Origin of the sequence: Pandoraea soli (assembly GCF_902459595.1) — a bacterium.
Classification (GTDB): Bacteria; Pseudomonadota; Gammaproteobacteria; order Burkholderiales; family Burkholderiaceae; genus Pandoraea; species Pandoraea cepalis.
This window is the reverse complement of sequence record NZ_CABPSG010000006.1, coordinates 153,129-165,566: the sequence shown is the minus strand read 5'-3', so window position 1 is coordinate 165,566 and position 12,438 is coordinate 153,129. Positions and strand designations below refer to the sequence as shown.

The 12,438-nt window shown below is 66.0% G+C and carries 10 protein-coding genes; 8 read left to right on the top strand and 2 right to left on the bottom strand.

Annotation, left to right across the window (positions count from 1 at the left end):
- Positions 1–12 precede the first annotated feature (12 nt).
- From PSO31014_RS12800 to PSO31014_RS12780, 5 genes are all read left to right on the top strand, one after another.
- Complete coding sequence (locus PSO31014_RS12800; protein WP_150551968.1) at positions 13–1,065, top strand: TRAP transporter substrate-binding protein; 1,053 nt, start codon at positions 13–15, stop codon at positions 1,063–1,065.
- Between the two features lies 1 nt (position 1,066).
- Complete coding sequence (locus PSO31014_RS12795; RefSeq protein ID WP_150551967.1) at positions 1,067–2,986, top strand: TRAP transporter large permease; 1,920 nt, start codon at positions 1,067–1,069, stop codon at positions 2,984–2,986.
- Positions 2,987–3,141: 155 nt separating this feature from the next.
- Positions 3,142–3,696 (top strand): VOC family protein, encoded by a 555-nt coding sequence (locus tag PSO31014_RS12790; protein ID WP_150551966.1) that lies wholly within the window; start codon positions 3,142–3,144, stop codon positions 3,694–3,696.
- Positions 3,693–4,973 (top strand): ribulose-bisphosphate carboxylase large subunit family protein, encoded by a 1,281-nt coding sequence (locus PSO31014_RS12785; RefSeq protein ID WP_150551965.1) that lies wholly within the window; start codon positions 3,693–3,695, stop codon positions 4,971–4,973. The genes PSO31014_RS12790 and PSO31014_RS12785 overlap by 4 nt, the downstream gene beginning before the upstream one ends.
- 11 nt (positions 4,974–4,984) lie before the next feature.
- Positions 4,985–6,397 (top strand): four-carbon acid sugar kinase family protein, encoded by a 1,413-nt coding sequence (locus PSO31014_RS12780; RefSeq protein WP_246176616.1) that lies wholly within the window; start codon positions 4,985–4,987, stop codon positions 6,395–6,397.
- Here PSO31014_RS12780 and PSO31014_RS12775 read toward each other — a convergent pair.
- A complete protein-coding gene (locus PSO31014_RS12775; RefSeq protein ID WP_017235448.1) occupies positions 6,387–7,151 on the bottom strand; it encodes an IclR family transcriptional regulator in 765 nt (254 codons plus the stop codon). The genes PSO31014_RS12780 and PSO31014_RS12775 overlap by 11 nt on opposite strands.
- A gap of 287 nt (positions 7,152–7,438) precedes the next feature.
- Between PSO31014_RS12775 and sauS the strand changes: the two genes are divergently transcribed.
- The 3 genes from sauS (at position 7,439) to PSO31014_RS12760 (ending at position 12,014) form a co-directional block, all read left to right on the top strand.
- Positions 7,439–8,902 (top strand): acylating sulfoacetaldehyde dehydrogenase, encoded by a 1,464-nt coding sequence (sauS, locus tag PSO31014_RS12770; protein ID WP_150551964.1) that lies wholly within the window; start codon positions 7,439–7,441, stop codon positions 8,900–8,902.
- Positions 8,903–8,910: 8 nt separating this feature from the next.
- Positions 8,911–10,518, top strand: a complete 1,608-nt coding sequence (locus PSO31014_RS12765) for an AMP-binding protein (RefSeq protein WP_425494876.1) — start codon at positions 8,911–8,913, stop codon at positions 10,516–10,518.
- Positions 10,519–10,637: 119 nt separating this feature from the next.
- Positions 10,638–12,014, top strand: coding sequence for an MFS transporter (locus PSO31014_RS12760; protein ID WP_150551963.1), 1,377 nt, complete (start codon positions 10,638–10,640; stop codon positions 12,012–12,014).
- Positions 12,015–12,049: 35 nt separating this feature from the next.
- On the opposite strand, the gene PSO31014_RS12755 is transcribed toward PSO31014_RS12760, so the two are convergent.
- The gene (locus tag PSO31014_RS12755; protein ID WP_246176629.1) at positions 12,050–12,391 is read right to left on the bottom strand and encodes a helix-turn-helix domain-containing protein; all 342 of its coding nucleotides are present in this window, start codon (positions 12,389–12,391) and stop codon (positions 12,050–12,052) included.
- Between the last annotated feature and the right edge of the window lie 47 nt (positions 12,392–12,438).

Here is a 12,438-nt window from a genome sequence, read left to right as displayed (position 1 = left end):
GGAGACATGCGGATGACCGATTCAACTTCTCAGGGCCGACGCAACATTCTGCGCGCGCTTTCCGCCTTGCCCGCACTGGGTGTCGTGGGCGTTGCCGGTGTGACGGGCGCGCTGCCGCGCATGGCGCGTGCCGCGGCGCCGGAATACGTGTTCAAGTACGGCAACAATCTGCCGGTCAGCCACCCGCTGAACGTGCGGGCACAGGAGGTCGCGGCACGCATCGCTTCGGAGAGCAAGGGGCGCATGGAACTGCGCATCTTCCCGAACAATCAGCTCGGCGGCGACACCGACATGCTCGCGCAGGTGCGCAACGGCGGTATCGACATTTTCAACGCCGGCACGATGGTGATTGCGACGCTCGCGCCGATCAGTGCCATTACGGCGGTCGGCTTTGCGTTCTCCAACTACGACCAGGTGTGGCACGCGGTCGACGGCAAGCTCGGCAACAGCATTCGCGAGACCTTCGCGAAGACGGGGCTCCACACCTTTGAGAAGATGTGGGACAACGGCTTCCGTCAGATCACGAGCGGTAACAAGCCCATCACGAAGGCGACCGATCTTGCCGGCATGAAGATTCGCGTGCCGGTGAGCCCGATGGGCATTTCGCTGTTCAAGTCGCTGCAGGCGTCGCCGACGAGCCTTCAGTTCAGCGAGGTCTACTCGGCACTGCAGACGCACGTTGTCGACGCGCAAGAGAACCCGCTCGCCATTGTGGAGACGGCGAAGCTCTACGAAGTGCAGAAGTTCTGTTCGGTCACGAACCATAGCTGGGACGGCTATCACCTCGTCGTGAATGGCCGTTCGTGGCGCGCGCTGCCGGACGACCTCAAGGTCATCGCCGCGCGGGCCTTCAACGAGGCGGCGATCCAGCAGCGCGAAGACGTCTACAAGCTCAACACGGGCCTGCAGAACGCGCTCTCGAGCAAGGGGCTCGCGTTCAATGCGGCCGCGCCGGAGACGTTCCGCGCCCAGTTGCAGAAGTCGGGCTACTACGCGGAGTGGAAGAAGAAATTCGGCCCGGAAGCGTGGGCGCTTCTCGAAGCGACGGCCGGCAAGGTGGCCTGAGATGACGCCCCGTCCTGCGCATTCCCCGCACGGTGCGACCGCCGGGGACTCGCTGCCGGCGAGCGGTGCCGCCGACCTGCCGTTGCGTGGCTGGCGGGCGTTCGTTGGCGGCCTCGATCGCGCCGTCGGTTGGCTTACGGAGATTCCCGCCGCGCTGCTCGTGCTGGCGGACATCCTCGTGATGCTCGCCGGGGTCATCGCCCGCTATGTGTTCCATGCCCCACTGATCTGGGGCGACGAACTCGCCGGCATCCTGTTTCTCTGGATGTCGATGCTCGGCGCCGTGGTCGCGTTGCGGCGCGGCGAGCATATGCGCATGACGGCGTTCGTCGGCAAGGCATCGCCGTCGACGCGGGCATTCCTCGACGTGCTGGCGATCGCCGCCGCGCTCGCGTTCCTGCTGCTCATCGTGCATCCGGCGTACGAGTACGCGTCGGAGGAGGCGTTCGTGATCACGCCCGCGATGGAGATCAGCAACGTCTGGCGCGCGGCGGCATTGCCGGTCGGCGTGGCCTTGATGCTCGTGGTGAGCGTGTTGCGGCTGTTGCGCACCGCGCCCGCCGCGCGGGTGATCCAGGCCGTGGCGCTGGTGGGCGTGGTGTGCGTCGGCTTCTGGCTGCTTGGACCGGTATTGGCGCCGCTCGGGCGCTGGAATCTGGTGATCTTCTTCGCGGGCGTTGTCGGGGCGTGCGTGTTCGCGGGCGTGCCGATCGCGTTCTCGTTCGCCCTGGCAACCTTCGGCTTTCTCGCGCTGACGACGCGCACGCCGATGGTCGTGCTCGTCGGCCGGATGGACGAAGGCATGTCGCACCTGATCCTGCTGGCGGTGCCGCTGTTCGTCTTCCTCGGGTTGCTGATCGAGATGACGGGCATGGCGCGGGCGATGGTGCAGTTTCTCGCGAGCCTGCTCGGTCATGTGCGCGGCGGCCTGAGCTATGTGCTCATCGGCGGGATGTACCTGGTGTCGGGCATCTCCGGCTCCAAGGCAGCCGACATGGCAGCCATCGCGCCCGTGCTGTTCCCCGAGATGAAGAAGCGCGGGGCGGATCCTGGCGATCTCGTGGCGTTGCTCTCGACGACGGGCGCACAGACCGAGACCATTCCACCCTCGATCGTGCTGATCACCATCGGGTCGGTGACCGGGGTGTCGATTTCGGCGCTGTTCACCGGGGGCTTGCTGCCGGGCGTGGTGCTCGGCATCGCGCTGTGCAGCGTGGTGTGGTGGCGTTATCGCCATGAGGATCTGTCCGGTGTGGAGAAGGCGAAGAAGGGCGAAGTGTGGCGCGCCTTCGTGTATGCGTTGCCGGCGGTGGCGCTGCCGTTCGTGATTCGCGCGGCGGTCGTCGAGGGCATTGCGACGGCCACCGAGGTGTCGACCATCGGCATTGCTTATTCAGTCGTGGCGGGCTTGCTGCTCTATCGCAGGTTCGACGCGCGGCGGCTGCTGCCGATGCTGATCGAGACGGCGGCCTTGTCGGGCGCGATCATCTTCATCATTGGGGCGGCGACCGGCATGGCGTGGGGACTCACGCAATCGGGCTTCGCGCAGGACTTCGCGGCCGCGATGGAACGCGTGCCCGGTGGCAGTGCGGGTTTCATCGTGGTGTCCATCGTCGCGTTCATCGTGCTGGGCAGCGTGCTGGAGGGCATTCCGGCCATCGTGCTGTTCGGGCCGCTGATGTTTCCGATCGCCCGCGCGGTTGGCGTGCACGAGGTGCATTACGCGATGATCGTGGTGCTCTCGATGGGGCTGGGTCTGTTCGCACCGCCTTTCGGCGTGGGGTACTACGCCGCCTGTGCCATCGGCAAGGTCGATCCCGCGAAGGGCATGCGGGCCATCTGGGGCTATCTCGCGGCACTCATCGTCGGTTTGATCTGCGTGGCTGCGATTCCCTGGATCTCGATCGGCTTCCTTCATTGACGAAGCCGCCGACACCGGCGACGCGACGACGCGGCAAGTGCCCCATACGGAGGGTATGCAACACCCCATTCCATGATGGCGGCGAGCGCGGTAGACCTGCCTCGCGTGGCGCCGCGCATCCGTACCTCACGCAATAAATGATTGAAGAGAAGACCATGAGCAGATTCTTCGGCGAGATTCGCCAGGTGGCATACCTCGTGCCGGACATCGAGGCGGCAATGACCTATTGGTCGAACGTGCTCGGTGTCGGACCGTGGTACTACAACCCCAAGGTGCCGATCCGCAACTACACCTATCGCGGCGAGCGCTTCGAACCGCACAACGCCGTGGCGCTGGCGAACGCGGGCGGGTTGCAGATCGAGTTGCTGCAGATCCGCAACGACGTGCCGTCGATGTACCGGGACTTCCTCAATGCAGGGCGCAGCGGCGCGCAGCACGTGGCCTACTGGACCGAGGACTTCGATGCCGATCTGGCGCGCGCGCGCGCCGCGGGGTTCGAAGTCTGCATGAGCGGCGAGGTGGGCGAGAACGGCCGCTTCGTTTATTTCGAGGACCGCAGCGCCGACCCAGGCTGTCATCCCGGGACGACCATCGAGCTGTCCGAAGTCGCCGGCCCGAAGGGCAAGCTCTTCAAGATGATTCGCGAGGCTGCGGCCGCCTGGGACGGCACCGATCCCGTGCGCGCCTTTCCGGACCTCACGACGCTATGAGCGCGACCCTGTCTGCCACCTATCTGATCGAGACGCCGCTCGATCCGCGCAAGGTCGCCGAAGTCATGGCCGGCGAGCAGTCCTGCGGCACATTTACCCGCGTGGCGGGCGAGACCGATGCACTGCGTGAGCGCGCGCGCGCCGTGGTCGAAGCGGTCGACCTCGCAGGCGACGTGGCGCAGCCGTCGTTGCCGAATGCCTTTCTCGAGCGCAAGGGCATCCGTGGCCCGTGGCATCGGGCCCGTGTTCGGATAGCGTTTCCGTATGACAACGTCGGCGTCAATCTGCCAACGCTCGCGGCCACGCTTGCGGGCAATCTGTATGACCTTGGCGAAGTGACGGGCATGCGGCTGGAGCGCATTGCGTTGCCGGCGAGCTACCGACAGCAGTTCGACTTTCCGCGCTATGGCATCGCAGGCACGCGCGAGGCGACGGGCGTGCGCGAAGGCGCGCTGGTCGGCACGATCCTCAAGCCGAACGTCGGCATGAGCGCCGCGGAAACGGCGGCGCTGGTCGCGCGGCTGTGCGCGGCGGGCGTCGACTTCATCAAGGATGACGAAGTGTGTGCCAACCCCGTGCATGCGCCGCTTGCGCAGCGTGTGCCCGCGGTGATGGCTGCCGTGCGCGAACATCGGGCGCGTACCGGCAAACAGGTGATGGTGGCCTTCAACATCACCGACGAAACGGACGCGATGCGACGACATGCCGATCTCGTGGCGCGCGAAGGCGGCAATTGCGTCATGGTGAGCCTGAACTGGTGCGGATTTTCTGCCGTGCAGACGCTGCGCCGTCACACCGATCTGGCAATCCACGCGCATCGAAACGGCTACGGTGCGATGTCGCGCGATCCGATGCTGGGGATGGGCTTTCAGGCCTATCAAACGCTATGGCGATTGGCCGGTGTCGATCACATGCATGTGCATGGCCTGCAAGGCAAGTTCGCGCAGGCCGACGAGGAGGTGATCGAGTCGGCGCACGACTGCTATGCGCCGCTGGCCGTCGATGCTGCCGAGCAGGACATCGAGCGGGACCAGGTGATGCCGGCGTTCTCGTCGGGTCAATGGGCCGGCACGGTGCTGGCGACCTGGCGCGCCGTTGGCCGCGACGATCTGCTCTTCATGGCGGGCGGCGGCATTCTGGCGCATCCCGATGGCCCGGCGGCGGGGGTGCAGAGTCTGCGCGACGCATGGGCGGCGGTGCGTGCCGGCCAGTCGCTTGAAGCGGCGTCTCGCGATGCGCCCGCGCTGGCGGCCGCGTTGCGATTTTTCGGCCATTGACCGGTGCTGCCATGCCTATCGAATCTCTGGCGGAAATGACGCATCGCCCGCAAGTGCTGTACTACGGCGACGACTTCACCGGTGCGACGGATACCCTGGCGAGTGCGGCACGCGCGGGATTGCGCAGCATCCTGTTGTTCGCCCCCCCGGACGCGGCGCGTCTCGCGACGCTCGGGGCACTCGATTGCCTGGGGATCGCCGGCGTGTCGCGTTCGCTTGCCCCGGCCCGCATGCGCGAAGAACTGGCGCCGATTGCGGCGCTGGCCCGGCACTTGCAACCCACGGTGCTTCACTACAAGACCTGCTCGACGTTCGATAGCGCGCCGGAGGTCGGAAGCATCGGCGAGGCCGTTCGTGTGTTGTCGTCGTCGATGCCGAGTCCGTGGGTCGCGATCGTCGGGGGACAGCCCAATCTTGGCCGCTACTGCCTCTTCGGCAATCTCTTCGCTGCGGCTGGCGCGGGCGGTGAGGTCATGCGCATCGACCGGCATCCGACGATGAGCCGTCATCCGGTGACGCCGATGCATGAAGCCGATCTGCGGCGTAATCTGGCGCAGCAGGGCCTGAGCGATATCGGTCTCGTGCCTTGGACATGCTACGAGACGCCGCCGGGGGACGACGTTGGCGAGACCGCTTCGACGAATGCCGTGTCTGCGCGTGTCGACGCGTTGCGGGCCGAGGGTGCGGTCAATGTGCTCTGGGACGTGGCCCGGCAGGGCGACTTGCCGCAGATCGGCGCGCAGCTCTGGGGCGCGGCGCGGCGCTCACCGCTGCTGGCCGTAGGGCCGAGCAGCGTGACGCAGGCGCTGGCGAGCGCGATGTCGCGAAGCGGCGAGGCGGTGGATGACGATGTCCCGACGGCGAAGGGGCCAGTGCTGGTGCTGGCGGGAAGCCTGTCGCCGGTGACGGCGGCCCAGGTGACGGCCGCCGTGTCGTTCGAGGTCGTGCGCCTCGACGCCGCCCGACTGATCGAGCCGGATGGACGCTACTGCCGCGAGGCCGCCGCGCAACTGGCCACGCACCTTCGCGCTGGACGCCACACGCTCGCCTGCACCGTGCCGTCCGCCGACGCATCGACTGAATCATCGCCCCACCCGTCGACGCAGGATCGGGCGGTCCCTTCGCTGGCATTGGCGCAAGCGGGCGGGCGTTTGCTCAGGCAGGTGTTGGACGACGTGCCGGTCTCCCGCATGGCGATTGCCGGCGGCGACACGTCGAGCCACGGCGTGCGCGCGCTCGATGCCTGGGGGCTGACTTACGCGGGCATGGTGTCGTCGGGCGCGCCCCTGTGCCGGCTTCGCAGCGATGCGCCAGCGCTCGACGGTATGGAGATCCTGCTCAAAGGCGGGCAGATGGGCGGGGTCGACCTGTTCGAACGTCTGGTGCGCGGCACATCGTCACGCACCGCGTCACTCAGTTCTTGAAGGTTTTCGCCGTCTCCTCGGCGGCGAATCTCAGCTCCGGCTCGAAGGCGAGGAGATCGTCGAGCGTCAGCCGTCCGATGGGCGCCTGCACCGCAATGGCCGCGCAGGCGCGATTGCGGTTGAGCATGACCGGCACCGCAATCGCAATCAAGCCCTGCAAGTGTTCCTGATTGTTGATGCCCATCTTGCGCCGGCGCGTGCGCTCGAGTTCGGTGCGAAATTCACCGCGGTCGGTCAACGTCTGTTCCGAGAATTTGCGCAGCGGCAGGGTTTCGATCAGCCGTTCACGCCTTTCCTTCGGCAGGAAACTCAGTAACAGCTTGCCGCTGGCCGAGCAGTGCATCGGCACGTGCGAACCCGGCTGCAGGTGCATGCGCAGCGGCCATTCCGTCTCCACACGATCCACATAAATCACGTCGTTGCCCGAGAGCATCGTGAGGTTGCACGTCTCGCCGATACGCGTGACCAGTTGCTCGAGCAAGCCATGCCGCGCGGCGGCGGCGCCGGTCTGCATCAGCACGTTGATCGCCAGCGCACGAACGCGCGGCGAGCATTCGTAGCGGCGGTCGTTGGCGCTGCGCGTGATGAGCCAGGCGTCCTTGAGCTGGGTGAGGATGCGATGCACCGTCTGCTTCGGCAAATCCAGCGCGTTGACGAGATCCATCATCGAGAGCGGTCCGCCTGCCGTCGCCAGTGTCTCGAGCACGCGGAATGCCCGCACCGCGGCTGCGTTCGATTGATTCGATGCCGTCATGTTGTCTCCTGATGCCATGTCTCGCGCAGTCCTGGTCTGCGGATGCGACAAGTTCCGACTCGCGGCACCTGCGACTCCCTCATTCCGGCTTCGCTGTTTAACGTGATTTTGCATCGTTTTCATCACTTTTGCGGACCGCTTCGGTCCCGAATATCGAGACGACCGATACACCTGTCCAATGTGTCCGGTTTGTCCGGGAATTTGAGACCTGCGACGCAACCCGGTTGGCTAGATTGGAGTCGCGAAACCAAGCGACAACCGGCGCCTTGCGCATCAGGAGACATCACATGAATTCACGGGCCTTTGGAGCCATCGTTCCTCCAACCGGCAATCAGGCAGAGGCGACTGTGCAGCAGGACGTCGACGCCCAGGTCGCGGCACTCGTCGCCCGCGCGCAAGCGGCGCAGCGCGACTTCGCGAGCGCGGGGCAACAGACGCTCGACATGGCGGCCAGTGCGGCGGCGTGGGCGATCATGGAGCCGTCGCGCAACCGCCAACTGGCCGAACTTGCGGTGCGCGACACCGGACTCGGCAACGTCGACGACAAGTTCCAGAAGAACTTCCGCAAGACACTCGGCCTGCTGCGCGATCTGCACGGGCGCAAGACGCATGGCGTCATCGCGCGGGACACGGAGAAAGGCATCGTGGAGATTGCGCGTCCGGTGGGCGTCGTCGCGGCCATCACGCCCTCCACCAACCCTGCGGCGACCCCTGCGAACAAGATCGTCAATGCGCTCAAGTGTGGCAATGCGGCGATCGTCGCGCCGTCGCCCAAGGGACATTCGGCGTGCGCGTTATTGCTCGAATTCATTCACGCGGAACTCGCCAAGGCCGGACTGTCGCCGGACCTCGTGCAGATGCTGCCTGCGCCGATTACGAAGGCCGCCACGGCGGCGCTGATGCGTCAGGCGGACCTGATCGTCGCCACCGGCTCGCAGGCGAACGTGCGCATGGCCTATACGAGCGGCACGCCGGCGTTCGGCGTCGGCGCGGGCAACGTGGCGTCGATCGTGACGACCAGCGCCGATTTGACCGATGCGGCGGGCAAGATTGCGCGCTCCAAGACTTTCGATAACGCGACGAGCTGTTCGTCGGAGAACAGTGTCGTGATCGAAAGCCCGGTCTACGACGCCATGATCGACGCGCTGCGTGCCGCCGGCGGCGTGCTGCTGACCGCCAGCCAGAAGCGCGCACTTCAGGACGTCATGTGGGGGGACGGCAAGCTGGCGGGCGGCTGCACGGCGAAAGCCGCGCAAACGATCGCGCAGTTGGCCGGGCTCGACGACGTGGCGGCACAGCAACCGGCGTTCCTGATGGTCGAGGAGTCCGGCGTGGGCGCCGATCATCCGTTCTCGGGCGAAAAACTCTCGCCGGTACTCACGGTCTATCGTGCCGGGAACTTCGCCGAGGCGGCATCGCTCGTCGAGCGGATCTACGCCTACATGGGCGCGGGCCATTCCGTCGGACTGCATGGGTCGGACCCGGCGCAGGCGGTGACGTTGGCCGAGACGTTACCGGTCGCACGCGTGATCGTCAATCAGGCGCATTGCTTCGCAACGGGGGGCAATTTCGACAACGGCCTGCCGTTCTCGTTGTCGATGGGCTGCGGCACCTGGGGGAAGAACAATTTCACCGACAACCTCGGCTTTCGTCAGTACCTGAACGTGACACGCGTGGCGTTCCCCATCGCGGCGGCCGTGCCCGACGTCGACGAATTGCTGGGCGACTATTTCGGGAGCGTCGGACGATGAACGCGCCCATGAATCCGGCGTCGGTCGCCGACGTCACAGCCCACGAAACGCGAATGACGCCGCGCACGCTGCGCGAGCTCATCGACACCCAAGCGGACGCGTTCGGCCAAAAGACCTACCTGCTGACGACCCCCGAGACGGGCGACGACGCGGCCACGCTCACCTTTAGCGGCTTGCGCGACGATTGCCGCGAACTAGCCCAGCGATTTGCCGACGCAGGACTGCGCCAGGGGGACATCGTGTCCGTCTGCATGGGCAACGGCCTGCAGACGGCGCGTTTGATTCTCGCGGCGATGTACAGCGGCCTGATCGTCAACCCCATCAACCTGCTGTGCCAGCCTTCGCAGATGGAGTACATCGTAGAGCACTCGGACACACGGCTGATCTTCGTGTCCGAGGCGATGCTGCCCGCGATCGCGCAAGCGGTGGACGCGTTGCGCGCGCAAGGCATGACGCGACCGGTGGCGCTCGTCTGCACCTCGCCGGAGGCAACAACGTTGCCCGAGATTGCCCCGCTGGCGCGACTTGCCGCGCCGGTACCGGCGGAGATGCACGGCGTCGCATTGCTCATGTACACGTCGGGCACGACAGGCGTGCCGAAGGGGGTGATGCTCACGCACGGGAACCTGCTGGCCAACGCGGGGTTCATCAGCGCGGAGCACTGTCTGACGCCGGACGACCGTGTGCTCGCGTCGCTGCCGCTTTATCACATCAACGGACTCGTGGTCACACTGCTCGCGCCGTTGTTTCACGGCGGCTCGGTCGCGATGGCGCCGCGTTTTTCGGCGCGCACGTTCTGGCGCGACGTGACGGCCGCGCGATGCTCGTGGATCAACGTGGTGCCGACCATCGTGGCCTATCTGCTCGAAGGCGAGGTGCCGGAACGTACCGCGCTGGCGGCGCTGCGCTTTTGCCGAAGCGCCTCGGCGGCGCTACCGGCGGATCACCATCGAGCCTTCGAGGCGCGCTTCGGTATCGGCATCATCGAGACGATGGGCATGACCGAGACGGCGGCCCCAGTGTTCAGCAATCCGCTCGAAGCGACCCGGCGACGGGTGGGCAGCATCGGCTTGCCGTCCGGCGGCGAGGCGAAGGTGATCCGGCGCGACGGCGCACAGACGGCCCCCGGCGAGACCGGCGAACTGGTGTTGCGCGGCGCGCAGGTCATGTGCGGCTACTACAAGCGCCCGGACGAGACATCGGCCACCTTCACGGCCGATGGTTGGCTGCGTACCGGCGACCTTGGCTACTGCGATAGCGACGGGTATTTCTATATCACCGGACGTGCCAAGGAATTGATCATCAAGGGCGGCGAGAACATTGCGCCGCGCGAGATCGACGAAGCCCTCATGCGCCATCCGGGGGTGCTGGAGGCGGCTGCGGTAGGGGTGCCCGATCCCGCGTATGGACAAGACATCGTGGCGTTCGTCGTGGTCCGCGAGCGATGCAGTGACACCAACGGCCGCGACTGCGCGCCGCCCGATGCGGGGGTGCTTCGCGAACACTGCCTGCAAACGCTGGGGCGCTACAAGACGCCAAAGGAATTTCGTTTCGTGACGGATTTGCCCCGTGGCCCGTCGGGCAAGGTGCAACGCCTCAAGCTGCTGAAAAGCTGACGCTCGGCAGCGCAAGGCAGAAAGCTCAACGCCCCAGGCCATCGTGGGCAACCCGCTTCACTGTGCAGGACACGATCGCATGCGCAAGACGCGTGTGACGTAAATACATAGGAGACAACATGGACAAGCGCACCGGTCGCGTGAAGACGCGCCACATTATCCTGGCGGTCATGTGCCTGATGTATTTCATCTCGTACATCGATCGTGTCAACATCGCCGTCGCCGGCCCGTTCATCCGACAGGAAATGGGGCTGACGACGGTGCAACTCGGGCTCGTGTTTTCCGCGTTCGCCTATCCGTATGCCGCGATGCAGATCTTTGGCGGGTGGCTCGCTGACCGTTTCGGGCCGAAGCTGGTGCTCACGGTGCTTTCGCTGATATGGGGCGCCGCAACGCTGGCCACCGGGTTTGCCGGCAGCATCGCGACGCTGGTGGCGTTGCGCTTCGTGCTGGGCGTGGGCGAGGGCGGCGCGTTTCCGACGGCCACGCGCGCCTTCACGTATTGGATGCCGGTCAGCGAACGCGGTTTCGCGCAGGGCATCACACACAGCTTCGCACGCTTGGGGGGCGCCATCACGCCGCCCGTGGTGCTGGCGATCGTCGTGGCGTTCGGCTGGCGCGAGGCGTTCATCGTGCTCGGGGTGGTGAGCCTCGCCTGGACGATGCTCTACATGAAGGTGTTTACCAACACGCCGGAGCAACATCGTCGCATCACGCCCGAGGAGACGGCCGAGATCGGTTATCGCTCGGGCGATTGCGAACGGGCGAAACGTGCGTCGACGCCGTGGCGCAAGCTGGTGCGTCGCATGTGGCTGGTGACGTTCGTGGACTTCTGCTATGGCTGGCTGCTGTGGGTGTACCTCACGTGGATGCCTTCCTATCTGCGTGAATCGCAGGGCTTCGATCTCAAGCAACTCGCGTTGTTCACGTCGCTGCCGCTGCTCGCCGGGGTCATTGGGGACACGCTCGGTGGCGTGGTCTCGGACAAGCTGTACAAGATGACCGGCCGGCTGCGCCTCGCGCGGGTATCGGTGATGGTGGTCGGCATGGGCGGTTCGCTGGCGTTCCTGTTGCCGATGACGAGGGTGTCCGATCCGATGGTGGCGGTGCTGTTGCTCTCGGCATCGTTCTTCTTCCTCGAAATCACCAACCCGGTGCTCTGGACGCTGCCGCTCGACATTGCGGGCAAATATGCGGGCACGGCGGGCGGGATGATGAACACCGGCTTTGGCCTTGCCGGCATGATTTCGCCGGTGGCGTTCGGGTATCTCATCGAGACGACCGGCAGCTACAACGTGCCGTTCGCGATCTCGGCCGCGTTGCTCGGGGTGGGCGTGATTGCGGCACTGTTCATCGACACGAGCAAGACCGTCGAGAAGGATGAGGAAGCGGCAGAGCGCGACGCGAGCGCTGGAGCGGCCGCCGCCGCGCCGGCCTGGGTCGGAGTCGGACCGCAGCGACATCCGCTGCGCCGGCCGTTGCGGTGGCGCCGGTAACGTCGGTAACGGGGGCGCCGCCGGCGCCGCCGGCTTCACCCTAAAGGCAGGGACGTGTCCGCCCACCTCACGCGTGGGCGGTGCCGTTCGTGAGTTCGATGCCGCTGAACGAACTCACTCGGGGTCTCGCCGCACAGGCGCTTGAAGTGGCGTGCCAGATGACTCTGGTCGAAGAACCCGACATCGGTGGCCACGTGCGAGCCCGGCACCCCTGCGAGCAGGAGTCGCTGCGCAGCGGCAACGCGTACGCTGCAGAGATAGCGATGGGGCGCCTCGCCAAATCGCTGTCGAAACGCCGTGGCGAAACGCGACACCGACAGCGCACACATCTCGGCCAACTGCGGCACGGAGAGCGCTTCGTTGAAATGAGATTCCATGAACGCGCGTGCGTCGTCGAGCGTGCCGGTCGGCGCGGGTTTGCGAT